At 39.5% G+C, this 26,032-nt stretch carries 23 protein-coding genes and 3 tRNA genes; 16 read left to right on the top strand and 10 right to left on the bottom strand.

The window, feature by feature from the left end; all coding sequences use genetic code 11:
* Positions 1-594: 594 nt before the first annotated feature.
* The 3 genes from H5159_RS10100 to uvrD all read right to left on the bottom strand — a co-directional run bounded on the left by H5159_RS10100 (position 595) and on the right by uvrD (position 5,759).
* The gene (locus H5159_RS10100; RefSeq protein WP_182712000.1) at positions 595-1,443 is read right to left on the bottom strand and encodes a chemotaxis protein; all 849 of its coding nucleotides are present in this window, start codon (positions 1,441-1,443) and stop codon (positions 595-597) included.
* A 103-nt stretch (positions 1,444-1,546) separates the two neighbouring features.
* On the bottom strand, positions 1,547-3,616 hold the full coding sequence (locus H5159_RS10105) for a GNAT family N-acetyltransferase (RefSeq protein WP_182712001.1): 2,070 nt from the start codon (positions 3,614-3,616) through the stop codon (positions 1,547-1,549).
* Entirely contained in the window at positions 3,594-5,759 is a 2,166-nt protein-coding gene (gene uvrD, locus H5159_RS10110; protein ID WP_002963007.1) for a DNA helicase II, read from the bottom strand. The genes H5159_RS10105 and uvrD overlap by 23 nt, the downstream gene beginning before the upstream one ends.
* Before the next feature lie 303 nt (positions 5,760-6,062).
* On the opposite strand from uvrD, the gene H5159_RS10115 reads away from it, so the two are divergent.
* From H5159_RS10115 to H5159_RS10125, 3 genes are all read left to right on the top strand, one after another.
* Positions 6,063-6,287, top strand: a complete 225-nt coding sequence (locus H5159_RS10115) for a hypothetical protein (RefSeq protein ID WP_002963009.1) — start codon at positions 6,063-6,065, stop codon at positions 6,285-6,287.
* 116 nt (positions 6,288-6,403) lie between these two features.
* Positions 6,404-6,772, top strand: a complete 369-nt coding sequence (locus H5159_RS10120) for a YacL family protein (protein WP_002963010.1) — start codon at positions 6,404-6,406, stop codon at positions 6,770-6,772.
* A gap of 80 nt (positions 6,773-6,852) precedes the next feature.
* Positions 6,853-7,476, top strand: a complete 624-nt coding sequence (locus H5159_RS10125; protein ID WP_002963012.1) for a dUTP diphosphatase — start codon at positions 6,853-6,855, stop codon at positions 7,474-7,476.
* A gap of 15 nt (positions 7,477-7,491) precedes the next feature.
* On the opposite strand, the gene yrfG is transcribed toward H5159_RS10125, so the two are convergent.
* Positions 7,492-8,139, bottom strand: coding sequence for a GMP/IMP nucleotidase (yrfG, locus tag H5159_RS10130; RefSeq protein WP_165724387.1), 648 nt, complete (start codon positions 8,137-8,139; stop codon positions 7,492-7,494).
* A gap of 61 nt (positions 8,140-8,200) precedes the next feature.
* Between yrfG and nudE the strand changes: the two genes are divergently transcribed.
* From nudE to H5159_RS10165, 7 genes are all read left to right on the top strand, one after another.
* Complete coding sequence (gene nudE / locus H5159_RS10135) at positions 8,201-8,773, top strand: ADP compounds hydrolase NudE (protein WP_154903622.1); 573 nt, start codon at positions 8,201-8,203, stop codon at positions 8,771-8,773.
* Positions 8,766-9,569, top strand: a complete 804-nt coding sequence (cysQ, locus tag H5159_RS10140; RefSeq protein ID WP_182695533.1) for a 3'(2'),5'-bisphosphate nucleotidase CysQ — start codon at positions 8,766-8,768, stop codon at positions 9,567-9,569. Before nudE ends, cysQ begins: the two co-directional genes overlap by 8 nt.
* 136 nt (positions 9,570-9,705) lie before the next feature.
* A tRNA-Met gene (locus H5159_RS10145) sits at positions 9,706-9,782 on the top strand.
* Between the two features lie 80 nt (positions 9,783-9,862).
* Positions 9,863-9,939, top strand: a tRNA-Met gene (locus H5159_RS10150).
* A 62-nt stretch (positions 9,940-10,001) separates the two neighbouring features.
* Positions 10,002-10,078, top strand: a tRNA-Met gene (locus H5159_RS10155).
* Between the two features lie 367 nt (positions 10,079-10,445).
* Entirely contained in the window at positions 10,446-11,060 is a 615-nt protein-coding gene (locus H5159_RS10160) for a trimeric intracellular cation channel family protein (protein ID WP_007587018.1), read from the top strand.
* A gap of 34 nt (positions 11,061-11,094) precedes the next feature.
* Positions 11,095-12,606 carry a YifB family Mg chelatase-like AAA ATPase gene (locus H5159_RS10165; protein ID WP_182780232.1) on the top strand — a complete coding sequence of 504 codons (1,512 nt, stop codon included), beginning with the start codon at positions 11,095-11,097 and terminating at the stop codon, positions 12,604-12,606.
* Here the strand turns inward: H5159_RS10165 and H5159_RS10170 are convergent.
* Together H5159_RS10170 and H5159_RS10175 are read right to left on the bottom strand one after the other, a co-directional pair.
* On the bottom strand, positions 12,603-13,307 hold the full coding sequence (locus H5159_RS10170; protein ID WP_002957913.1) for a response regulator transcription factor: 705 nt from the start codon (positions 13,305-13,307) through the stop codon (positions 12,603-12,605). The two genes, H5159_RS10165 and H5159_RS10170, sit on opposite strands and share 4 nt — an antisense overlap.
* 216 nt (positions 13,308-13,523) lie before the next feature.
* Entirely contained in the window at positions 13,524-16,019 is a 2,496-nt protein-coding gene (locus H5159_RS10175; RefSeq protein WP_182780233.1) for a S9 family peptidase, read from the bottom strand.
* 84 nt (positions 16,020-16,103) lie between these two features.
* On the opposite strand from H5159_RS10175, the gene H5159_RS10180 reads away from it, so the two are divergent.
* Positions 16,104-17,180 (top strand): hemolysin family protein, encoded by a 1,077-nt coding sequence (locus H5159_RS10180; protein WP_182780234.1) that lies wholly within the window; start codon positions 16,104-16,106, stop codon positions 17,178-17,180.
* A 32-nt stretch (positions 17,181-17,212) separates the two neighbouring features.
* Here H5159_RS10180 and H5159_RS10185 read toward each other — a convergent pair whose 3' ends face one another.
* Positions 17,213-18,424 (bottom strand): EAL domain-containing protein, encoded by a 1,212-nt coding sequence (locus tag H5159_RS10185; RefSeq protein WP_182780235.1) that lies wholly within the window; start codon positions 18,422-18,424, stop codon positions 17,213-17,215.
* Positions 18,425-18,590: 166 nt separating this feature from the next.
* Between H5159_RS10185 and H5159_RS10190 the strand changes: the two genes are divergently transcribed.
* Positions 18,591-19,607, top strand: a complete 1,017-nt coding sequence (locus H5159_RS10190; RefSeq protein WP_182780236.1) for a metalloprotease — start codon at positions 18,591-18,593, stop codon at positions 19,605-19,607.
* Positions 19,608-19,898: 291 nt separating this feature from the next.
* Positions 19,899-20,639 (top strand): CPBP family intramembrane glutamic endopeptidase, encoded by a 741-nt coding sequence (locus tag H5159_RS10195; RefSeq protein WP_182695528.1) that lies wholly within the window; start codon positions 19,899-19,901, stop codon positions 20,637-20,639.
* 102 nt (positions 20,640-20,741) lie between these two features.
* Here H5159_RS10195 and H5159_RS10200 read toward each other — a convergent pair whose 3' ends face one another.
* Positions 20,742-22,055: a short-chain fatty acid transporter gene (locus H5159_RS10200; RefSeq protein WP_182780237.1), complete on the bottom strand. Its 1,314-nt coding sequence runs from the start codon at positions 22,053-22,055 to the stop codon at positions 20,742-20,744.
* 169 nt (positions 22,056-22,224) lie between these two features.
* Between H5159_RS10200 and H5159_RS10205 the strand changes: the two genes are divergently transcribed.
* Together H5159_RS10205 and H5159_RS10210 are read left to right on the top strand one after the other, a co-directional pair.
* Positions 22,225-23,292 (top strand): potassium channel family protein, encoded by a 1,068-nt coding sequence (locus H5159_RS10205; protein ID WP_002957906.1) that lies wholly within the window; start codon positions 22,225-22,227, stop codon positions 23,290-23,292.
* On the top strand, positions 23,292-23,489 hold the full coding sequence (locus H5159_RS10210; protein ID WP_002957905.1) for a PLDc N-terminal domain-containing protein: 198 nt from the start codon (positions 23,292-23,294) through the stop codon (positions 23,487-23,489). Before H5159_RS10205 ends, H5159_RS10210 begins: the two co-directional genes overlap by 1 nt.
* A 36-nt stretch (positions 23,490-23,525) precedes the next feature.
* On the opposite strand, the gene H5159_RS10215 is transcribed toward H5159_RS10210, so the two are convergent.
* The gene (locus tag H5159_RS10215; protein WP_182724389.1) at positions 23,526-24,560 is read right to left on the bottom strand and encodes a cytosolic protein; all 1,035 of its coding nucleotides are present in this window, start codon (positions 24,558-24,560) and stop codon (positions 23,526-23,528) included.
* A 69-nt stretch (positions 24,561-24,629) separates the two neighbouring features.
* Positions 24,630-25,088: an EVE domain-containing protein gene (locus tag H5159_RS10220; RefSeq protein ID WP_024597276.1), complete on the bottom strand. Its 459-nt coding sequence runs from the start codon at positions 25,086-25,088 to the stop codon at positions 24,630-24,632.
* Positions 25,089-25,165: 77 nt separating this feature from the next.
* Between H5159_RS10220 and tesB the strand changes: the two genes are divergently transcribed.
* Positions 25,166-26,023 carry an acyl-CoA thioesterase II gene (gene tesB / locus H5159_RS10225; protein WP_024597275.1) on the top strand — a complete coding sequence of 286 codons (858 nt, stop codon included), beginning with the start codon at positions 25,166-25,168 and terminating at the stop codon, positions 26,021-26,023.
* Positions 26,024-26,032: the final 9 nt, after the last annotated feature.

Consider the following 26,032-nt stretch of genomic DNA (forward strand, 5'->3'; position numbering starts at 1 on the left):
CGATGATAGTGTAGCATTTGCTATGTGAAAGTAGGACATTACCAGGCTTCAAATTGTAGAGAGCCCGACTAGAAATAGTCGGGCTTTTTTACGTCTGCAGAAAAGTGAAATATGCGCAATTAACATACACTCATATCGCGCACAAAGAGAGTGTAGCATTTGCTATGTGACTTTCTACCGCTGTGGGCACTACGACATCCTACTGCGTAGCGCACCGACTTCAAATTGTAGAGAGCCCGACTAGAAATAGTCGGACTTTTTTACGTCTGCAGAAAAGTAAAATGTGCGCAATTAACACACTCATAGCAACACCATCACGTAGGTCGGGCGAGCGTAGCGACTCCCGACACAACGAGAGTGTAGCATTTCACTGTGGCTCTCCACCGCCGTGGGCACTACGACATTCTACTGCGTAGCGCACAGACCTCAAATTGTAGAGAGCCTGACTAGAAATAGTCGGGCTTTTTTACATCTTCACAAAAGTGAAATATGGGGAGTAACGGACATTACATACTCGATTCTTCTCTAATTCATCTAAATGTACAAGTTGAGCGGAATAGCTCATTATTCCAGTACTAAAGTTAATAACGCTATTTAAAATAGTCCATAAGCTTGGGTTTCTTCACTTTCAGATTCTTCTAGTTGAGCTGGTTTAAATATTACGCTTGGATCAATTAATACACTATGCTTTTGGGGGAGCTTGATTAATCCTAGCATCATATTTTTAGTTTGTGGGTCTAGATCAAAACCAACCTCAGTGAGCTTATCCAGTGGCTTTATGTCTTCTTCTTTATAGTCGATATTATCTTCAACCTTATCTACTAATAAACCAACATGTGGATTTAGTCCGTCTTTGGTGGTGAAAACAATAATAGGTTTATAGTCTAAGGTTATTTGCTCTTTAGCGGATTCAAATAAACGCTCAAGCTGAATTAGACTATTACGCTTAATTTTGTCGAGCAGAGCTGATACTTGTTTATGATCACTTCGATTATGGGCTGCTATAGCTGCTTTTGCTGTCTCTAGTAATGATTGGAAGGGCTCGTCAAGCCGAGACATTGTTAATTTTAAGTCTTCATTGTCGGTGTTGAATTCTTTGTAAAACAAAACAAAATCTTGTAGTTCTGCGTCATTATTTGAAATAGAAGCCGAGCTATTTAATAAGTTACTTTGAAGGGTATTAAACCAGTTTAATAGTTTGTCTTGCCATATTCTTAGTTGTTTTAGTACATGCGCATTACTTTGTTCAGTCGAGATATTATTTAAAATAATACCTAAATCAAAAACAGGTGTTGGTATATCCATATAATCTTTAACACCAATAAAGCTTTTATTATTGTTTGGTAAAGTTGTTAGATTATTGTCAAAGCGCTCAGTTAATAAAATATCGAGTATTTTTAGCGAAATTGTTTTGCAGCCCACTTTAAAGTTTATTAATTCCATGCCTTTATCTTAATTTACCTATTAATGCTTTAAGGATAGAACAAATTAAATAAATAGCTTAAAGATGGATAAAATTTAACAGAGATAGGGCAACTAGAAATTATTAGATGGTGCTAGTGAGGTTTTTTATGGCACGTTTAAATTGATTCTCAAGCTGCTTTTTTCCTAATAAACCTAAGTGTTGAATCACTTTTTCATTACTTTCATTTTGAAGTACTAATTTTATTAAAAGTTGTTTATCCGACTCTGTTAATTGAGATATATAAGAAGGTGACTGACTCAGTAACTGCCAAAGAGTTGCAGAGATACTAAATTGAGTGAAGTTACTTTTAGTGAGCAGTGCTAATCGCTCGTGAGTCTCTAGGCTTATTAACTCGTCGCTAAATCCTTCAATTATAATATTCACGAGTTGCCAATCTAGTGTTTTAAAGTGTGTTAGAAGAGCATAAAAGAAATCGTTTTTAAACTGCTTTTTTAGGGGTTGGAGAATTGTACTTTTGTCACTCAAGCATTTAACCACAAGCGCCGAATGTTCAGCGGTGCTTTTATCGCGTTGATAACCTAATTTTACAGTATCAAACCCTAGGTTTTGCCAAAAATTAAGTAACTGCGCTGTTGCGCCAAAGCTTGCACCAAGCCAACTACATTGGCTTTTTACCTGCGACTCGCAATAACTAAGTAACTTTTTACCAAGTCCTATATTGTGGGAACTCGGATCAATCGCTATTCGTACAACGCGGGCGCTCAGTTGTGTTAAACAGTCATTATTAAAGCTAAGTTGTGAGAGTGCTTGCGCCATTAAATGTCCTTGCGGACGGCGCTCTCCACTTATAACTTGTAGGGCAAGTTCTTCACTCAAACCACCTTCTATGGCGATTAAGCATACGCCAACTAATTGATTATTAATTTTGCTAATAAATAGTCTTTGCGATGGTGCGTCTAGTAGTTGGCGTAAGTCGTTGACACTACTTTGATAGTGAGCCAGTGCAAGTAGGGCAATAACTTGCTGCAGTAAAGATTCATTGTTTACAAGGGATTGCTGAGTTACTTCGCTATGAATTGGCTGCTCTAATTCATCACTCCTTAACTCTATATATTCTGCATCGAGTGCAAGCAAGGTGCGAATGTGCTTCTCGAGGGGATCGTGTTTAGCAAAACGCAGTGGCTCATCAAGCGTTACAACTTTAGAGGCTTTATAGTGTGCTTTAATATAGTTACTAAAGCGAATGGTATAACCCCTACCATTGCCCTCATACCCAACCAGAGTGCTTGCAAATACTATACGAGGGTAATGAGCTAGCATTAGTAGTAATAACGGAACAGGGATTGCTGCAGCTTCATCAACGAGTAGTAAATCGCACTCAGGTAGTGTGTTTAATAACGCGTCAGGTGCAACGTAGTGCAAGTTGGCGAGCTGTTTATGTTCAGCGTTGTATTGAAGGCTTAACTCTTGGGCTAAATGTTTGAAGCTGCTATGGGTCGCTTTAAACTGAGTGCTGCAAATAATTACTTTTTTATCAGTTAGTTTTGCCGCGGCTAAGCCAAGTGCTGCCGACTTACCTCTGCCTCTATCAGCATTAATGAGTAAAGGCCTGTTTGCACGGCCATTAGCTACTTTTACTATCTGCTCAATACAGTTTTGCTGTGGCTCATAATCAATTTTATTATGCATTACATAGCTAGCGTTATTACTAATACAGCCATTTTTTTCACTAAAGTGAAAAGCAGGTAACGGTTCAATAATAGTCGCGAAACGCTGATTAAATATGCTGTAGTCAATGCTCTGACCGTGTGATTGCACTGTACTTAATGCGGGATCTTGCCAAGAGGCTAAATCATCTAGTTCAGGCAGTAATAAAAACAGTATACCGCCTGCTTTAATGGTTCCGGCAAGTGCTGCAAGTTTATCAGGGTGCAAACCACTAAAACCATCGTAAACAGCATGAGCAAATTCTTGCCCTAAAATTTGGTGTGTGCGAGTAGGCCAGTACGAATTTTTAATTGCGCACTGCTTTGATACAACAAGTGTATTGTTTTCATCTATTAATGAGTTAAGTATTTCATAACACCAAGCTGGGCTGCCCGTGATCAACACTAGCTGACGATGATACGCGCCAGCTAATTGTTGCTCTAACTCATTTAGGTGTGCTTTATACCGCTTGTAATCGTGCATAAGCCGTTACTAACCATTTGCTACCAAGGTCGTCAAAGTTAACTTGTACGCGAGATTGTGCGCCACTACCTTCATAATTCAGTACAGTACCAATACCAAACTTAGCATGCAGTACGCGTTGTCCTAAGTTAAAGCCACTGTCTTCAAATGCGGCATGGCTAACTGATGCGCTAAAACGCCCAGCGGCAGGCGGGCGAGAAACCTGTGTTTTAATACGGATTTCTTCTACGCAGTCTTCAGGGATTTCGCGTAAAAAGCGAGATGGGCTATGGTATTTTTCTTGCCCGTATAAACGGCGACTCTCAGCATGGCTAATGTATAACTTATCCATTGCTCGTGTCATGCCTACATAACAAAGGCGGCGCTCTTCTTCTAAGCGACCCGACTCTTCGTTGCTTTGCTGAGAAGGGAACATGCCTTCTTCTACGCCTACCATAAACACTAGCGGAAACTCTAAGCCTTTAGCTGAGTGAAGCGTCATCATTTGTACGGCGTCTTCGTGTTCTTCTGCTTGTCCTTCACCTGACTCAAGTGACGTGTGGGCTAAAAAGCCTTGTAAAGGTGAGCTGTACTCTTCGTCTTCAGGCAGCTCATACTGATCACAAGCGCTAATTAGCTCTTCTAAGTTTTCTACGCGAGCACGGCCTTTTTCACCTTTTTCGGCTTGGTACATTGCCATCAAGCCTGAGGTTTGAATTGTGTACTTGGCTTGCTCATGCAAAGTTAGGTCGCTAATTTTATCTTCTATTTGTTCAACGAGTTCTACAAACTTACTTACTGCACCAGAAGCACGACCAGATAAATGCTGTTGTTCTACAATTGCTTTTGCGGCATACCAAAGCGGTAACGATTCTGCTCGTGCACAATCGCGTATATGGCTCAATGTTTTATCGCCAATACCGCGTGCTGGCGTATTAATTACACGCTCAAACGCGGCATCGTCTTGACGATTACCTACTAGGCGTAAGTACGACAACGCATCTTTAATTTCTTGTCGTTCGAAGAATCGCATACCCCCATAAATACGGTATTTTAAGCCTTCTTGCAGCATGGCCTCCTCGAGTACACGAGATTGCGCGTTACTACGGTATAAAATTGCGGCATCTTGTAGGGCATTACCTGCATTTAACCAGCTTCGTAGTTTGCTACTTACAAAGCGTGCTTCGTCTAACTCATTAAATGCCGCATAAATAGAAATTGGCTCGCCATCGTTACCGTCGGTCCATAAGCTTTTACCCATACGCTCTGAGTTATTTTGAATTAATGCATTAGACGCTTTCAAAATAGTTGCTGTTGAACGGTAGTTTTGTTCAAGACGAATGGTTTCTGCGCTAAAGTCAGTTAAAAATCGTTTAATATTTTCGATTTTAGCACCGCGCCAACCGTAAATACTTTGGTCATCGTCGCCTACAATCATGATACTGCTTGTATCGCCTGCAAGTAACTTTAACCAAGCATATTGAATGGTATTTGTATCTTGGAACTCGTCTACGAGCATATGTGCAAAGCGTTGCTGATAATGACGCAGTAACGTTGGGTTATTTTTTAACACTTCGTAGCTGCGTAGTAATATTTCGGCAAAATCTACTAGGCCTGCTCTATCACAGGCCTCTTGGTAGGCGGCGTAAACACGCAGCATCATTTGCTCGTTAATATCGTATGCTTGAATATCTTTAGGGCGAAGTGCTTCATCTTTTTTAGCGCTGATGTACCAGCCAAATTGTTTGGCGGGCCATTTTTTATCATCGATATTCATCGATTTTAATAAGCGCTTGATCATCCGAAGTTGATCGTCAGAGTCTAAAATTTGAAAGGCTTCTGGTAAGTTAGCTTCACGGTGATGAGCACGTAAAATACGATGCGACAAACCATGGAACGTACCAATCCACATACCACCTACAGGGGCTTTTAGTGTTTCTTCAACGCGGCTGCGCATTTCTTTAGCCGCTTTATTAGTAAAGGTTACGGCAAAAATACTGTAAGCAGATGCTTGCTCAACTTGCATAAGCCACGCAATACGATGAACTAACACTCGTGTTTTACCAGACCCTGCACCTGCTAATACCAGCATGTTTTGTAGTGGGGCTGCAACGGCATCGCGTTGTTTGTCATTTAAGCCATCGAGTAATTGTGAAACGTCCATCGTTACGCCTTTTTAATCAATATTGTGGGCAGTATAACAGGTGTTTTTGTTAGGCTAAATAAAATACTGTTTTTATAAACAGCTATTTATAAAATAGCCTTAAAAACGAGTAACTTGATAATTTTTTGAACAAACAAAAAAGCGTAAACGCACAATAAAAATTGCTAATTTGACCTAAAGTTAGCAAAATTTACTAACTCTCTAAATCTAGACTAATTTAACTATTTGATTTGTAAGCTTTAATAAATTGGCATAGAGTGTGTAAGTAAATAATTATAAAATCAAATAAATACAGAGGTTAGTATGGCAGATCAAGGTTCTGGCGGTAACGTAATCGCAGCATTATGTAATATATTTTTTCCTGGTTTAGGGCAGTTAGTGCAAGGGCGTATTTTAGCGGCTATATTTTTTGCACTCGCTATTATAATAAGTTACGCACTAATTTATGTGCTTGTAGGTTTTGTACTAGTGCCTATTATTTACTTATGGTCGATTATTGACGCAGCGCGTTATAGATCGCGAAGTTAACTGCTTTAAAGTTGAATAAAATAGCGCCCTTGTGGCGCTATTTTACTTTATATGTCCTGTGGTTTGCGGGCGTTTACGTATATAATTACGCAATTAAAGATTTACAGGCAAATCCTATGGAATATCAATTTATTCGCGACCCTATTAGTGGGCTACGTATTAAAATAAGTAGTGAACACGCTATTATTGGTCGCTGGCTAAACGAAGAAATAGGCAAAGACAAAGTAGCTATGGTTCAAGCGCTTATTGCATCGGTGAGTTCAAGCTATGAGCCGCTAACGCTAAAAGGCCAAGAAATAGATTTAATATTAACCAAAGACGAAGCACTATTTGAAGCCCATGCGCTTCATCAAGACAGTGAAGACCTAATAGCGTATCAAGATGACGATTTAGCGCTTGAAGAAAATGGTTTAAGTAGTGGTTGTGGCTTTGAAGATTTCATTGATTTAATTGATTCATGGGCTGAATTTAGCGGCTCAAAGTAAACTACATATTAAGATAGTGCTGATGCGTTAAGCTTCCTTTATCGGTACTATTACACTAATCAAAAACGACAGGAATGAATATGTCTGCCAATTTAAACAAGCTAGTAGTTATGCTAGAAATGCAAAACGCCATGAACACTAAAGTACATGAGCAATGGTTTACTCAAGGATTCGAATGGTACCGCGCTATTTGGGTTGAGTGCGCTGAAATGCTGGATCATCATGGTTGGAAATGGTGGAAAAAACAAACACCAGATACTGAACAAGTTATTTTAGAGTTGGTTGATATTTTTCATTTTGGTCTATCGCTTAGAATTGACGGCAAAACTAGCTACGAAGACTTAGCAAAGCAACTTGAAGCTGAGCTTAGTAATGCTCAACAAGCGGATGACTTTAAACAAACGCTAGAAATATTAGCGGCTTCCGCCGTTGCAGATAAAACGTTTAATGCCGCTGCCTTTGCCGGCTGTATGGCGCAAATGGGTATGGATATTGATGATTTATATCGCGGCTACGTAGGTAAAAATACGTTAAACTTTTTCCGCCAAGATCACGGCTACAAAGATGGTAGCTATATTAAAGAATGGAACGGGCAAGAAGATAACGAGCATTTAGTTGAAGTAGTTAAAAGCCTTGATACAGAACATGCAGATTTTGCAAAGTTAGTATACCAAGGCCTTGAAGCGCGTTACCCAAAAATCTAGCCCACGTAAACTGAGTTAAATAATCTTACGATAGTCGGTAACACTCAGGTAATCGGCTATTTCGTTATGTGGTTGTTGGCTATCAGGGTTAGCAACTGCAAGTAAGTGCTCGATGCCGTATTCTCGTGCGGCATTTAATACCGGCACACTGTCATCTACAAACAAAGTGCGCTGCTTATTAAACCCTAAGTCTTTTTGTACTTGGTGCCACAAACTTTGCTGCTCTTTACTTACTCCATATTCATGAGTAGACACTACACCATCTAGGTAGTTATCAATCGCTGTATGCTCAAATTTCAGCATGACACTCTCAGGGTGGGCGTTGGTAAGTAAAATTAACTCTTTGCCTGCTTTTTTAAGCTCGGTTAAAAAATGAGGTACGTCTTCGCGCATTTTAATTAAATGCTGAGACTCTCGTTTAAGCTCCATTATAGGCAAGTTTAATTGCTGCTCCCAATAATCTAAACAATACCACTGTATTTGACCGCTCACAGCTTGATAGCGTTTTAAAATATCTGCTTTAGCTGCATCTAGGCTAATGCCTCTAGCTAATGCGTGTTGCGCAGGGATAACGTTAAGCCAAAAATGACTGTCGTAATGTAAATCGAGTAATGTTCCATCCATGTCGAGCAAAACGGTATCGATTTTTGACCAATTTAACATAGGAATTTCAACTTATAAGGTTTATTATTGAACTAACTGCCATGATAGCAAATTAACGCCAATGACACAGAAAAAGCACCCAACACCACCACAAATCCTCAGTAACAATGTTGTTGCTAAAAGTCGCCTGTTTACTGTGGAGTCTTTAGAGTTAAAGTTTTCTAATAACGAAGAGCGCCAGTATGAGCGAATTCGCGGCGGTGGCCGGGGAGCAGTGATGATTGTTCCGTTAAGTGCAGATAATGAGTTACTACTTGTACGTGAATACTGTGCGGGCACAAACAATTACCAGTTAGGTTTTCCTAAAGGCTTAATCGATCCGGGCGAAACCCCAGAGCAAGCTGCTAACAGAGAACTTAAAGAAGAAATTGGCTTTGGCGCTGAGTATTTTAAACCATTAAGAACAGTAACAATGGCGCCGAGTTACTTTAATGCCACAATGCATATTTTATTTGCTAAGCAATTATACCCTCAAACCCTTATTGGTGACGAACCAGAGCCGCTAGTTGTTGTTAAGTGGCCATTAACTCAGTGGCAGTCATTATTAGACCAAGAAGATTTTACCGAAGCACGCAGTGTTGCAGCTTTGCTATTATTAGATAAGTATTTAGCGTCTGGAGCTGCCGATGAATAAATTAATCGAACCGTGCATTGAATTAGCTGAGCGTGCTGGCGATGCAATTATGGCCATTTATAAAAAAGGCGATATTGGCCAACAAGAGAAATCAGATAATACGCCTGTTACCAAAGCTGATCTAGCAGCAAATGACGTACTTGTTGCTGGATTAAAAGCACTTGCACCCGATATCCCAATTATGTCGGAAGAAACACCTATACCAGCACTCGCCGACAGACAAGATTGGCAGCGTTATTGGTTGCTCGATCCGATGGATGGTACAGGCGAATTTATTTTAGAAAGTGGCGACTTTGCAGTAAACATTGCATTGATTGAAAATAATCACCCTGTGCTTGGCGTTATTCATTGGCCTGCAAAAGGTGTGACTTATTTTGCTACTGCTAAAAATGGTGCCTTTAAACGTGAAAACTCAATTGATAAGCAAATATCTGTAGCGCCGCCAGAGAGCTTGACGCTTGCAGTGAGCCGCCGCCAAAAAATAGAAGCGGTGAGTCAGTATTTAAATAGTCAGTTTACAACGATTGCTATTGGTTCGTGTTCTTTAAAAGCCTGTACTGTTGCAGAGGGCAAAGCAGATTGTTTTTTAAGAATTGGTCCAACGGGAGAGTGGGATACAGGTGCTTCACAAGTTATTGTTGAAGAAGCCGGTGGTTGTATTACGGATGCAGAATTTAATCCGCTAACGTACAACCAACGAGAGAGTACTGAGAACCCTGACTTTATAGTGATGGGACATCCCGACTGGGAATGGCAAAAAATGATTAATCCACATCAAAGATTGATCGCAGAGTAGTAATTTGATTGCTTTTTGTTCGGTTGAACAACTTTAATTAGTTTAGGTCTTGCATTAAATGTTTATTCCTATATAGTAGCGCTCTCTTCAAGGCAGGCAAGTAAATATCACGAAAATGCTTTAAAGAAATTACAGGCGCGGGATGGAGCAGTCTGGTAGCTCGTCGGGCTCATAACCCGAAGGTCGTCGGTTCAAATCCGGCTCCCGCAACCAATTTCCTTAGGGATTGAGGTTACTGTAAACTCTAACTTAAGAGATAAAATAAAGTAGTCGATAGGCTTAAAATATACAGGCGCGGGATGGAGCAGTCTGGTAGCTCGTCGGGCTCATAACCCGAAGGTCGTCGGTTCAAATCCGGCTCCCGCAACCAATTCTTTAATTGGAAGCCAAGTTGTAATGTAAGCAACTTTAAATAAGTCTACAAATTTCAGGCGCGGGATGGAGCAGTCTGGTAGCTCGTCGGGCTCATAACCCGAAGGTCGTCGGTTCAAATCCGGCTCCCGCAACCACTGAAATAAATAAGAATGAAACGACACGCTTAAAGCGTGTTTTTTTATGTCTAAAATTTGGTGTGTATATTGTGGCTCATAACCCGAAGGTCGTCGGTTCACCTTTTATAAGTTCAGGCTCCCGCAACCACTGAAATAAATAAGAATGAAACGACACGCTTAAAGCGTGTTTTTTTATGTCTAAAATTTGATGAGAGTGGTGAGATCATCTTCACTGCATGAGGCATTCACTTCTCATAAGCGCAAGCTCCCGCCCCCCTGAGATACACTTTAAAATGTTATAAACTTCTTAAAATAAATCGTTATTACTTAAAACCTTGTTTGGTTTGTGTTAAAACGACACAAATATTTTTAGGTTGTTACAAATATGACTGAACTTTACCACTGGTTTGATTTAATAGGCATTGCGGTGTTTGCTGTATCGGGCACTTTGCTAGCGTATGAGAAAAAAATGGATGGCTTTGGGGTCGTAGTTTTAGCGACAGTAACTGCTATTGGTGGTGGTACAGTGCGAGATCTAATTTTAGATGTTCCAGTGTTTTGGTTACACGATCAAAGTTACTTTTTTGCCATACTCGCTTCAGTATTTGTTACAACACGCCTTATAAATAAACAAAAGCCGATACCTCATTATATTTTACAAACAGCGGACGCGTTTGGGTTAGCTTTTTTTGCAGTAATGGGGGCGCAAAAAGCACAGCTTGTTGGTATGCCCGATATGACTGCGGTAATTATGGCTGTAATTACAGGCTGCTTTGGTGGATTAATTCGAGATGTGCTTGCACGCGAGATCCCTATGCTATTAAAAGGTGAGCTTTACGCTATTACCTGTATAGCGGGTGGTACTGTTTATACGCTTGGCATTAGTTTTTCGTTAGTAACCGAAATGGCGATGGTATTAGGTATGTTAATGACCTTATTACTTCGTTTAGCTGCTATAAAATGGCAAATCACATTACACGTTTTTAAATATCCTGACTAAACTGGTGTAATCACACCATTTACTAGGATAAGGAATGTCGTTAGCTCGTATATTTTCTCGTGCTCAAGTGGGTATAAATGCCCCTGAAGTTATTGTAGAAGTTCACCTAGGAAATGGTTTACCCGCTTTTCATATAGTAGGCCTGCCTGAAGCGTCCGTTAAAGAATCAAAAGATAGAGTACGTAGCGCAATCGAAAACTCACAATTTGGTTTTCCCGATCAACGAATAACTGTAAATTTAGCCCCTGCCGATTTGCCAAAAGATGGCGGACGGTTTGATCTTGCTATTGCGGTGGGTATTTTAGTCGCCTCTGGGCAAATAGTGTGTCCTGATATTCACAAGTACGAGTTTTATGGTGAGCTTGCTCTTAATGGTGAGGTGCGTGGTGTAAACGCTATTTTACCTTCGGTACTTGCTGCAAAAGAGCAAGATCGTTGCTGCTTTTTACCTCTTGCAAACGACAGCCTAGCAAGCCTAGTTAATGGCGTTAAACGCAAAGCCGTAAGCTCTATTCAAGAAGTGTGGGGGGATTTACTTAATCAACAACCCTTACCATTAAATATAGAGTATCCCGACTGCACACAAGCCCCTGACTTTTTACTCGATTTAAGCGATGTGAAAGGTCAGCCCGGTGCAAAGCGAGTACTCGAAATTGCTGCAGCTGGCGGGCATAATTTATTATTTTTAGGTCCTCCAGGTACTGGTAAATCGATGCTGGCCCAGCGAATGGCAACTATAATGCCTACTATGTCGGACGATGAAGCTATTTCGACAGCTGCGCTTTACTCTATTATTGGGCAATCCATAGATTTAACTAATTGGCGACAGCGGCCATTTCGTAATCCACATCATACTTGTTCAGCTGTTGCCTTGGTGGGGGGCTCTTCGAATCCCAAACCTGGTGAAATTTCTCTGGCACATAATGGTGTGCTCTTCTTAGATGAGTTACCGGAATTCGAGCGTAAGGTACTTGATTCACTGCGTGAACCAATGGAGACCGGCACAGTAACTATTTCACGTGCAGCTAGGCAAATGGAGTTTCCAGCGCAGTTTCAGCTTATTACAGCATTAAATCCAAGCCCAACAGGAAGTCATACAGATAAGCGGGCAACTCCCGATCAAGTTATGCGTTATTTATCGCGCGTGTCGGGGCCTTTTATTGACCGTATTGATTTGCAAATAGAACTACCTCGTTTAACGAGTGTTGAACTACAAAGTACTCAGCCGGAGGAAAGTAGTGCTGAGGTTAGAGCAAGAGTTGAAACGGCTTATTATCTACAACTAAAACGTCAAGGTAAGGTTAATGCGAGGCTTAATAATAAAGAAATGAGTGTGCACTGTGAACTTGCGCCTGCAGAGTTGCAATTTTTAGCTAGAGCAAGCGAGAAGTTGTCTTTATCGCCACGCTCTTACCATAGAGTAATTAAGGTGGCGCGGACTATTAGTGATTTAAAAGGCGCTGAAAACATTAGTTTAAATGAGCTTAAAGAAGCACTTAATTACCGCGCATTTGAGCGCCTTATTGCGCAATTAACTAAGTATTAAATAGAAAGCATATAGCCTTTACCGCGTACGGTAACGATGCGTTTTTGATCTTTTTCGTCATTTAATTTTTTACGTAAACGACCAATAAGCACATCAACAGTACGATCGTTTGGGCTCCAATCGGGCTGGCCTATTTCTTCTGATATTTTTTCACGGGATGTGGCTTTACCTGCATTACTAATTAAGCAAATAAGCACTTTATGTTCGGCTTCAGTTAAGCGTGACTCAACGCCCGCAGCAGTAATTAATGTGCGGTTATCAGGATGAAGCTTAAAGTCAGCATATTCTATAAACTCTTCGCTTTCGTCGTCTTCTAGGTTAACTGCAACACGCTTATAGAGCGCGCGCATGCGAAGTTCTAACTCAAGTAAATCGACGGGCTTACAAATATAGTCATCAGCACCTTGTGCAAGACCTGCAATACGATCGGCTTGGGAGTCACGACTCGATAATACAATAACGCCAATATCGGTCAGTGTGTTTAATTCTTTTGCGAGCTGAAGCCCGTCGCGCTTTGGTAAGACAATGTCAATTATGGCTAATGATATAGCACCGCGCAGGTTTACCCGCTGCCTTACAATGTTAAGTGCATCAGCGCCAGTGGGGTCTACCTCTATTGTAAATTCGGTATCTGCAAAGTGATTTTGGATGCGTTTAACGAGTAGTTCATCGTCTTCAACCAATAAAACATTAATAGCCATAGTACTTTATTTTGAATGCTTATAGCTCTGTATGGTAGCACCAATAGGTAAATGCTGAGAAGGGGGTTTATTAGTTTTAAGTAACTTAATATTTCAAAGGGGTATAAGACGTTATTAGAGGATGAGGTTAGCACCTTTAAACTAATTAAAAGGTGCTAAATAATTAATTCTACTACTAATAAATCTGTATTAAGTTGTTATTTTAAAGGTTCAGGCTCAGTCATTTTTATACATCGAGTCCCACCATTGAGGCTCGTTTTTTAGCTTTTTATCAAAGTATGCGAGCATAGTGTTCCACCAATCAAATCGTTTATCGCGTGCAAAAATTTGATGGTCGGCGCCTTTGTATTCGATTAACTCTACGTCCTTATTAAGCAGTTTAAGTGCAGTGTACATTGTTAAGCTTTCGCCAACAGGTACATTGGTATCGCTATCACCATGAAGAAGTAGCATAGGTGTTGTTACTTTGTCGGCATGAAATACAGGGCTATGTTGGCTGTAAAGCTCAGGGTTATTCCACGGGAAGCTATTTTTTGATGCTTCGCCAGAATATAAGTAGCCCCACCAACCTTCACCCCAATACGAGGTAATATTAGAAATACCCGCATGAGCTATTGAAGCACTAAATATATCGGTTTTAGTTGCCAATAACATGGTCATGAAGCCACCGTACGATGCCCCTAAGTTACCTACTTTTTTACTATCAACATAGTTGTATTTATTTAAAAAGGCTTGTGTGCCTTCGATAATATCATCTGCGGTGTAGTCGCCCCAGGCATTAACATGCTGCGCTGAAAACTTTTGTCCAAACCCTGTTGCGCCAGTAGGTTGCACTACATAAACAACGTAGCCATTTTCTGCCCATAAGTTAAACGGGTAACGACCTGTAAAACCACGCGTAACTGGTGAAGTACCGCCGTAGTAATACACGAGCGCTGGGTGCTTTTTAGTTTTATCTAAATTGCTTGGAATGTAAACACGGCCCGTTATTTCAACCCCATGTTTATTTTTAAAATTAAACTCTTCTAATGTAGGGAGTCGTGTATTTGCATAGCTACTTGGTTTTGAATCCCATATTAAATCTGTTTTATTTTTACTTACGTTCAGGCGCTTTAGTTGTTGTGGTGTTAAAGCGTTAGTGCCACTTAATAAAATTTCGGTATTACGGTCGTGTGAGTAACTAAATTGTTCAACAATATCCAATCCTGTATTTAACTTTTTAAAGCGCTGTTTACTTAAATCAAATAGGTAAAGTGGTTGAGTGTCTTGCTCTGTTACTTTAATAAGCGCATCGCCGTTTTCTAAAACGTGCAGTTGGCCAATAGCGGGGTCGAACTGTTTACTGAGTGCTTTTACGTTTTTACCGCCTTCAGTAAGTAGGTAAAGTTGCCCGTCGTAGTTATTAGCAAGCATTGCTTTTGGTAATGCTCTGCCTGCGCCATTTTTAAAGTCAGGGCCTGCAACTACATAAATGTCTTTATTTGCATATTTAGCTAAATTAAACGTTTTAAATTTACCAAGCGATGAAAGCTTATTTGATTTTAAATCGAGTTCGACTAACTCTGTTTCAGGGTGTGTTGATGCCTGCATTGCCATTACTGGGCGGCTCATTAATATTTTGCCACGGTTACTATTTGAATCTTCAAGGCTGTAAGAAAGAGGGCCTTGGCTAAGTGCTTTTGTTAAACCACTTTTAGTATCAAGCATATAAATTTGGCTGGTGGAGCGTGCATACGACCAGCGATCTTGTAGACCTTTATAGTGCTTAGTTAAGTTGTTAGTGTTCTCAGGTGATTTAGACCAGCTAAACAAAAGACTGGTGTCGTTATAAAAGGTAAAGCCATTGGCTCCTTCTAAATCGTTTGCTAATGTTTTTATTGAGAAGTTTTTACGGCTAAGTTGTTTAAGCTCACCATTTAACAAATACACTAAATATTGGTTATCTGGACTCCAAATAATGTTACTTGGTTGGCCTGCTTCGAAGCGATAAGGCGTTTGATTATCTGAATCTTTAAGGACAGTAACTGTATTTGCTTGGTTTTGTGTTTTATCGCTATAAGTGCGAGTAGTAGTAACGTACTGCTTGGCGTTAGGTGCGAGTGATAATTGGCTAATTGTAGGAGCATCAAACAATTGTTTTGCAGATAAGCGCTTTGTTTGTGAGGCACTAAGCGTAATTTTATCAATGTCGTTTTTAGGTGCAAAATCAAGCATTACGTCGTGCCAATTAGCTACTTGCTGGGCTACTATTAAAACAGTGTGAGTACTGTTATTTAAAGCTAACTTATAGCTATTTTTATCACCTGTTTGTAGTTCGCCATTAATAAATAACTGACCTTGCTCAATCCCTTTTAAGGTAAGCGTACCTTGTGTAAAGCGGGTTGTTTCAATATTAAATTTTAGTGCCTGTAACCCACCTAAAGTGAGCGCATTGATTTTATTAAATGGCTGCCAATTTTGTTTTTTCCCAAATACAGAAAAACTATCTGAGTCTGCTTGTAATTGAGGTAATAGGTTATTAATAATGGCATTACCATGAGGTGTTTGAAAAGGCTTTAACTGCATGTCTTCGGCAAGTGGGCCGATAAACTGAATTTTTGATTTATCCAATGGTGCCGCTATTGCAGCAAAGCTTAAGCTGCTAAGCGTTAAAAGAGCTGCTGCGTACTTAAATAGCTTATTTTGATGACACCATGGTGCGCTAAATTTCATTATTATGCCTATTATTATTGGAAGTTTGGCCAAATATAGCATGTATTGTTACCATGCTCACATATCCAATATAGAGGAGAGAAAGTGACTTTACTGATAGTTTATATGGTAGTGGCGATTGTTATTTCGTTTTTATGTTCTGTGATGGAGGCTGTGTTATTAAGTATTTCGCCCAGCTATGTTGCATCACTTAGAAAAAAACACCCTGAGCTTGCTAAACAGCTCGAAAAGCTTAAAAACAATATAGATCAGCCTTTAGCTGCTATTTTAACTTTAAATACAGTTGCCCATACTGCAGGTGCAGCGGGAGTTGGCGCACAAGCGGCTGTCGTTTTTTCCGATGCGGCTGTAGGTATTGCATCAGCCATTATGACATTTCTCGTATTAATTCTTTCTGAAATTATACCTAAAACCTTGGGGGCTAATTACTGGCGAGCTTTAACCCCAAGTGTTACCTACGCTTTGCGTTTTTTAGTTATATCGCTAAAGCCTTTTGTATGGTTTGCTCAAAAGCTAACAAATTTAATGGGTCCAAAGCACGATGAGGCTTACTATATTCGTCAAGAGATAGAGGCAATGGCAGATATAGGCACGGAGTCGGGAGCATTACATCAAGATGAATCTGATATTATCCGTAATTTGTTGCATTTTAAGCATGCAAAATTATGTGATTTAATGACGCCGCGAACTGTTATTTTCAAAATCCATAAAAATTTAACAGTTAATCAGTATTTAAATGAACATGGGTCGTCATCGTTTTCTAGAGTGTTGGTATTTGATAAAGATGCCGATGATATCGTTGGGTTTGTGCATAAAAACGATATTATGCTGGCATTTCACCGCTTAGGCACCGATTACAAAATTAGCAAATTGATTAAGCCTATTTATACCGTACCAACTTCTCAGAACGTATCGTCGTTACTGCAAACTCTTTTAACAAAGCGCACGCATATATGCCTAGTTGTAGATGAGTACGGTGACGTGCAAGGTATTGTAACGCTAGAGGATATGATTGAAGCTTTAATGGGGCTAGAGATTGTAGATGAGCGTGACCAATCTACTAATATGCGCGCAGTAGCAAGGCAGCGTTGGCACAAACGTTTAGCAAGTAGTGCGCATATAGTCAGTGAAGAAGATAAACACACTCGGGGTGATAATTAGTTAACCAGCCCCGATTAAATATTAATACCTCTTTAAGCGGGGCTGCCATCAGTCTTCAGCCAATCTTTAGCCCAAGATATAAATTCGTCTTGTGGTTTAGGGCGGCTAAATAAAAAACCTTGTATGGCTAGTTTTCTTCTATAATGCCTTAAATAAACGAGCTCTTCTGGGCGTTCAACGCCTTCTGCTACTAAGTCTAAATTATCTTTACTCGTAATATTAAATAACGAACTTACGACCACTTGAGAAAATAAATCTGTTTCTATATGGCTAATAAGTGAACGGTCTATTTTAATTTCAGTAAAAGGAAGATTTCGAAGCTGATTCATATTAGTAAAACCAACACCAAAGTCGTCTAGCGATATACCAAAGCCATGCATTCTTAATCTGTTTAGTGTTTCTAATTGCATTAGGCTTGAGAGTGCATGTTGTTCTGTTATTTCTATAATTATGTTACTAGGCGTGAGTTGGTTTAATTCTAAAATGAGCAGTAATTTATTAGGGCAGTTTAAGTCGTCGAGCTGAGTTGGCGATAAATTAAATGCCATTTTAAAATCATGACCTAGTTGCGCTTTCATATTTTTGAATTCGCTGGTGGCCTTTTCAAAAAGAGAAAATGTAATTTGATTAATTAAGTTGTGTTGTTCGGCAGTGTTTATAAAACGGTTAGGTAAAATAATATTGCCGTCTTTACTTGATAAAATACGTGCTAAGACTTCAACGCTTTCAATTTTATTGTTATCAGCGTTTATTTTTGGTTGGTAAAAAGGCGTTATTTCATCGTTTTTTAATGCATCAATAAGCTCATCTTTTGAAATGGCTGACTCTTTTAATAAAGTGTGGCTGTTTAATTGCGCCACTTTAATAAGTAACCTACTAACCTGAGACAGTTGCACTGGTTTTGTAATATTACCAATGAGGTGAGCGTTATGTTGTTTCGCGAGATTGGCAGCTAAGCTAATAACTTTATGGTCCATTTCAGAAACAATTATAATACCGCCTTGATAATGTAGCTCTCCTAAGTGGCGGATTAGTTCCATGCCGTCCATTTCGGGCATATTGAGATCAGTAAAAATAGCATCAAAGTAGTTGATATCCTCTTTAACTTTTTCAAGAGCTTCTTTTGCATTCAGGCACGTAGTTATAGTGTTAGACATACCCAATTCGTTAAGTATAGCTTCCATAACGATCAAAATTGCTTTTGAATCGTCAACAACTAAAATATTAGGCACTATCTTCTTCACTGTTATCCCTTTCAATGTATCGCTTGGAGTTACTATAAAAGTAGTAGTGTTTTTTTATTTTGTCAGTATCAAATACTTTTATTTTGAAAATAGTTACCTAGCACCTTCACTCGTGTTTTTAAGCTGATTAGGTATACTAGCGCCATTATTTTAAACGGTCTTAATTATGATAAGAATAGATCTTACTTTAGCCGAGCAACCATTTTCGCTTATGGTGTCTGGGCAAAAAATTGTGCAGGTATTTCATGCGCAACAAGCCATTACCTTTGATAACCCTCGTGAAAACTACTATCAGTTTACTTACGACAATAAAAAAATAGGTATCGATACAGGGGCAGTCGAAGAGCAAAGCATTTCGCTTTTTGTAGATGATCAATTTGCAACACAACTTGCGCTACCAGCACCTACAAATGGCTCACCTAAAAAAGGCTTTTTAGGGCTAGCTGCATTAGGTTTTAAGCTTTTTAAAAGCGCTAAGGTAATTAAAGTAGTGCTTGCAGGGGCTTCTGTTGCTGGCTATGCGTGGCTATTTAGCATCGAATTTGCGCTGATGCTTATTGCGTGTTTAGTAGTACATGAATATGGGCACGTAAGAGCCATGAAATACTTTGGCATAAAAACCAAAGGTATTTACCTTATTCCCTTTGTTGGCGGGCTTGCTGTAAGCGACGATAAAATAACAACTCGCTGGCAAGATGTGGTTATATCACTAATGGGTCCTGCATTTGGCTTATTCACCTCTGTACTGGGCGTGGTTTTGTATTACGCCACGGAGATGGACATATTTGCAGGTGTTGCGGTATTAAGCGCACTACTTAACTTATTTAACCTACTACCCATTTTACCCCTTGATGGCGGACATGTATTGAAAAGTATCAGCTTTTCTATGCGCTCTTGGGTTGGTTTAAGTGTGTGTTTACTCGGTGTGTTATTTGGCTTATGGCTTAGTTATACATTTGGTTTAATGTTACTGGTATTCTTTTTGTTTGTAGGTGCGCTGGAAATTGTATTTGAATGGCGAGGCCGACATTACTCCCATTTAATACCACTAGATAAATACGGACAAGGTTTTTCAGCGGTTATGTATGCACTGGTAGTTGCTGGGCATGTAGCTGTAATGATGCACTTTGCCGATTCAGAAAATCCAATATTGAGCCTGCCGATGACTATTTTATCGAGCTAGCAATAATAACAGCATGGTAGCTCAAATCTCGCTCACTATGCTGTTTTTTGTACGTTGCTTTTAAGGTTTTTGTGCATTTGTTGTTTAGAAAGGAAGCTGTCGCTCAGTAAAGTGGGCGTTTAACAGGGGCAATTACGCTTGCCCAACCACTCTGAATAAAATTAATTGTGTTTATTTTAGCTTGTGTGGCGATAGCAAGATGTTAGTTTTGATTTGTTTCTTAATGGGGGAATTGATATGGTACTATCCCTCAGAATGAAAAATAACAATAAGCCGTGAGCTGATAAAATTATGGATGATGCGATAAAACAACAAGTAAATCAAAGCACAGGGGAATCTTTATTGTACACGCTTTATTGGTTAGCCTTTTTTGTACTGGTGCTCCCAATGGCCTCATACTTGATTATTTTTTTATCGGGTGGTGGGGCATTATTGTTAAATGACCTTACACATTTAGAGCAACTAGATTCGAATCCCGGCTTAGTTTTTATATCTACCTTCCTCACTGCTGTACTTACACTGCCATTTTTAAAGCCTACTCTTGATGCGCAAAATAAAAGCGAAGTTATTGGGCGCTTAGCAATAAAAAAAGTGGCTCTTTTTCCTTTAATCATCACAATGTTATTAACAGCGGCTTACGTTTTATTGGAACAATGGCTTTTTGGTTTTATGGAAGTCGCCTTGCCAGATTTTATGTTAGAAGTTGAAGCACAAACAAATTCGCTTTTAGCCAAAATTATGCTGCTTTTAGCAGTAGTACTTATTGGGCCTATATATGAGGAGGTGATTTTTCGAGGAGTGGCATTCTATAGGCTGAAAAAAACCGCTTTAGGAGTCAGTGGCGCAATTATTATCTCAAGTATTGTGTTTACATTGATACATGGGCAGTATGATCAAGTTGAAATTTTTATTTCTCTGTTTGTATTTTCTTGCTTGGTGGGGTTAATTCGTCATTTATCGGGTAATCTGTGGTATTGCATTATCGCTCACATGATCTGTAATTTATTAGCACTAGGTGAAATTATTTGGTGATATTAAATTACTTACCAGTTAGCTTTATTTTCTTGCTTAGTTCTTTTTGGTTTGCAGCTAGCAAGCGCGAAATAAAATCGCGCCTATTTATTACCAAAATACTTACGGATAAAAACTTAGCATCAATGCAATGAACACCCCTGTAATAAACAACTGCACAACACAAAACCCCATAATATCTTTTGCTCTTAAGCCTGCGATAGCAAGGACTGGTAATGCCCAAAAAGGTTGAATTAGGTTAGTCCACGCATCACCCCACGCAACAGCCATTGCAACGCGAGATATATCGGCACCTAGCTCTTGTGCTGCGGGTATAACAATAGGCGCTTGTACTGCCCATTGGCCGCCGCCAGAGGGTACAAACATATTAACGAGTCCTGCACTTATAAAACTAAAAAATGGCAAGCTATCAGCATCTGCAACGGCAATAAAGCCACGTGATATCTGTTGTGCTAATCCGCTATCAACCATTACCGCCATAATGCCAGCATAAAAAGGAAATTGAATAACAATTCCAGCCCCGCTTGGAATTGCTTGTTGCAGACTGTTAAGTAAATTATGGGGTGTTTGATGCAGCGTAATAGCTAAAAACAAAAATACGGCAATAACGCTATTAAGGTTTAAGTTTCCGCCAGTAATAAAGAAGTAATAGCCTAAATATGCCAAACCTAATAAGCCAATTGTCATACCGAGTAGTTTACTTTGTTCCAAATGTTGGGCAGGTCTGGTTATTGTTGTGGGCTTAGGTGTTGTCTCTTGTAAAAGAGCTGGGTCGATATATACGCTTTCTTGCTCGCTTGGCAGCATATAGCGATTAACGAGCGGCATAATAATGAATAAACCAACTAATATGGCTATATTAAAGCCCGCAAATAAAGTGTGCTCTGTACTAATAATACCAATGCTGGCCTCTGAAAAGTGACCATCGGTTGCGATGGTTAAAGGAATCGAACCCGCTAATCCGCCATGCCATACAACAAAACCTGAGTAAGCGCTGGCTACTAATAATCGATAATCAACACGAGTATGTTTAGCAATTGCTTTGGCAAAAAGGGCACCAATAACTAAGCCAAATCCCCAATTTATCCAGCTCGCTAAAAGCGAAATAAGCGTGACTAATATAATTGCTTTAGGTGCGGTGCTTGCAAATGTTGCTAGCTTTTCTAATAACTTACTTATAGGTGGCGTACTTGCCAACATATAGCCTGTAATTAACACTAGTAGCATTTGCATAGCAAAACTTAATAAGTTCCAAAACCCACCTCCCCACGCTTGTAATACTTCAATGTTAGTTGCGGTTGTAAATAAGCTCGCACTGACAAGGGTAATTATTGTAAGTAAAATTACAAATATAAAAGGGTCGGGAAGATAACGCTCTACAATTTTAGTAAAAGGGCGGGCTATTTTATTAAGCATAAGCACAACTGTTTTGGTTATTATTTTAACGCTAATTAATCATGAAAAATCACCATTGGCAAACAGCATTTAGTCTAATATTTGCGGTTAAAAGCTTAAACATTGCTTAAAAGCATCGCTTACAGTAACGTACTGTTTATAGATAATTTACTAACGAAGACTTTGTATTATGCCGGTGATATTTAAAAGGCTAGCGTTACTTGTTCGCGCTCATATAGATCAGTTGAGTTGGCAAGCAGTGGCATTAGCTATTTTGACTCATATGCTATTAACATGGAGCTTACTATTTATAGCGAATGAGAAAGCGTTAACCTCGCTTACTACCTTTTTTTACTATTACACAGTAACAACATCAACAGTGGGATATGGTGACTTTAGTCCAACTACTGATCTTGGTCGTTGGGTGGTTGCATTAATACAAATTCCATTTGGTTTAGCTTTATTTGGTGTTTTGCTAGGAAAAGCAGGACAAACTGTTACTTACTTAATTAGGCGCGCTATGACTGGTGATAAAAACTTTGCCCACAGTAACCACCATATTATTATTTTTGGTTGGCACGACACTCGTACAAAAAAGATGATTGATTACATTTTGGCAGATACGAAACGTACTGACCGTCGTATTTTACTCGCGGTAACAGAGCAAATGGATCATCCTTTTTTAGCTAACGAAAGCGTTGATTTTGCACGTTTAACGAGCTTTACTAATTTAGCTGAGCTAGAGCGGGTAGCTATTCGTAGTGCTGATAAGGTGATTATTGATGGTCAAGATGACGATCAGACATTTACAACAGCCCTGCGCATAAGTCGCTTAGTAAAAGATGATTGTCATATAAGTGCTCACTTTTTGGATGAAACCAAAGTTGAGATGATGTTAGAGCATTGCCAAAATGTAGAGTGTAGTAGTGCAAAATCAGCTGAGATACTCGTACGCTCAATGCAAGATCCAGGTTCGAGCCGTGTGCAAGAGGAGCTGCTATCTACTTTGCACGGCGATACACAATTTAGTTTGAAAATACCAGGCGGCTGCAAAGATATGGAATTTGGTACTTTGTTTCATCATTTTAAGCTTGAGCATGATGCAATACTGTTGGGTGTTGCTCATAATTTAAGTGCGCAAAATATGGATTTAAATCCACCATTAGATTACAAAGTAAGTGAAGGCGATATTCTGCACTATATATCGGTGGATCGAGTATTAAGTAGTGAAGTAGACTGGTCGAGCCTAGAAAAATAATGAATGAAGTTGTATTTTTAATTGTTGTTTTAAGTGCTTATATATTACCTGTCGTTATTGTACTCAACAGTAAGCGTACACAGGGTCATGAAAAGAATGGCTGGCTAATGGGAATAATTATATTTTCTTGGTTAGGGTTAATGATGTACTTTGCCATTGTGCCCAAGTATGGGCACAAAAAGAAAAAGGCCAAATAGAGTAGTTGGCCTTTACAGCTGCTTTTACTGGCGTAACTACTCTTCTAGTTGCTTAATTTTATGCTCAATTAAAGGATCGTCAGGTACAAGTTGTTGAGCAACTTCTAATAACTGAATGGCATCATTAGGATGCTCATCTTGATGCTTAAGGGCAACATCTATTAATGGCTGAATATCAATTTTTGCCTGATGTTCCTGTACGTGAACTTCTTTTTCATCAATCAAAATATTATGAGCTTTGCTTAATAGTGTTTGACGGTGAGCTGAGTTTACATTCGCTTTATTAAGGCTTTTGTAATAATCCTCTTTAAAGCGTAAGGTTTTAGTTTGCATACGAAATTGCGCAATATCAATTTGCTGATGCTGGATAAAATCGACGGCTACTTGCTTATAAAATCCAAACTTATTCAAATATGTGGCATGTGTGCCATGTCCCATACCAAATACTCGTAAGTGAGTTAACTGCTTATAGCGCTTAGCGTGCATTCGGTCTATACGATTAGTAGGATCGTAAATAATATAGCCTTGGGCATCTCCTAAATCTAGATCGTGATAATCTTGCTGCCAATCAAACTGCTGAGCTATATCGGTACTAGAGCGGTCATCCCACGGTACTAATTCTTTATTTTTAGTACTTACCGGATGGAAGAACAACACCTGATTTAGCTTTAATAGTTTAGCAAAAGCGCCAACAGCAAATCCGCCACGACTTAAACCATAGCCAAGTCGACAGTCAAACGGCGTAAGTAATGTTGATAATTGCTCGAGAAAAAAGATTAAATTACGATTACGAAACCAATTACTTTTACCCAAATGCTGAAAAGCGATTACGTTTACGTTTTGTTTTTGAGCTAAGTGATAACCCCATGGTGCAAAATCAGGATGAAGATCTTGCTCTTGCACGTTAGTGCCAGCTGGGGAAAAGGTAAAAAGCAGGGGTTTATTAACGTCAACAAAATCATACTTAACAAATACATCGCCGAGTAAATCACTACCCGTCATGGGTAATCGAGTTTGTTGCTCATTGTGCGGGAGAGTTAACCATTCATCTAACCAATACAGTAATTTCATTAATCCTCCAGCTATAAGTCAGCATAGATCATATCAAACTCAATGAAATTAGGTCAAACCGATAGGGTATTACTGCGCCATTTTGATTATTTCATCCCAGTCATTTTTAGTAACAGGCATTATTGATAGACGTCCGCCCTTTTTAAGTGCGATTTCAGTAATATTGTCATTGGCTTTAATATCTTTAAGGCTAATTAATTTTTTTAAATGGCTTTGATAAGTAACCTCAACAACAACCCAACGTGGTTTGTCGCTGGTGGCTTTTGCATCGTAATAGTCGCTGCTTAAATCAAATTGAGTGGGGTCTGGGTAGGCTTCTTTAGTAACCTCGGCAATGCCCGCTACGCCCACGTGTTTACAGCTTGAATGGTAAATCATGACTGAATCACCGACTTTGACGTCGTCACGCATAAAATTTCGTGCTTGGTAATTACGCACACCTTCCCAAAGAGTCGTTTGTTTTGGTGCGTTTTTTAAGTCATCTAATGAAAACGCATCGGGTTCAGTTTTAAATAGCCAGTAAGCCATAACAGTATTCCTAACAAATATTTACTTCCCACTATTGTATAGTATCATTTGGACACTAGGGTAATGAGGAAGAAATAATGAGCCAAGTATTAGATGATTTATTGTCGTTGTTAACACTTGAAGAAATTGAGCAAGGTTTATATCGAGGACAAAGCCAAGATTTAGGCTTTGGTGCTGTATTTGGTGGTCAAGTAATGGGGCAGGCGCTTTCTGCTGCCAAAGAAACTCTACCTGAAGGGCGAATAGTTCATTCATTACATTCTTACTTTTTACGCCCAGGCGATCCGGCTAAACCCATTGTTTATGACGTTGAAACTATTCGTGATGGTAAGAGCTTTAGTACGCGCCGAGTCAAAGCAATTCAGTACGGTAAACCTATTTTTTATATGACCGCGTCATTCCAAGGTGAAGAGAGTGGGTTATCGCATCAAGCGACAATGCCTGATGTTCCCGCACCTGAGGAATTACGTTCATCGCTTGAGTTTTACCAAGATAACGCTTCGCATATCCCAGAGGTTATCCGTAATAAGTTTACCCGTGAAATGCCAATTGAAATGCGACCGGTTACTTTTCATAACCCGTTTAAACCAGAAGTTATGGAGCCGGTAAAGCATATTTGGTTTAAAGCTAATGGTGAAATGCCGGACGATCAGCGTATCCATAATTACTTATTAGCGTATGCGTCTGATTTTGAGTTTTTACCAACTGCATTACAACCTCATGGTGTATCGTTTATGCAGCCAAATATGCAAGTAGCTACTATTGATCATGCAATGTGGTTTCATCGTCCATTTAGAATGGATGATTGGATTTTGTATTCAATTGATAGTCCAAGTGCGAGTAATGGGTGTGGTTTGGTACGGGGGCAGTTTTTTGATCGCCAAGGCAACTTGGTTGCCTCAACAATGCAAGAAGGGGTTATGCGTCAACGTTAACCCCTTCTG

This window comes from Pseudoalteromonas sp. SG43-1 (genome assembly GCF_014164415.1).
In the GTDB taxonomy this organism is placed as follows: Bacteria; Pseudomonadota; Gammaproteobacteria; order Enterobacterales; family Alteromonadaceae; genus Pseudoalteromonas; species Pseudoalteromonas distincta.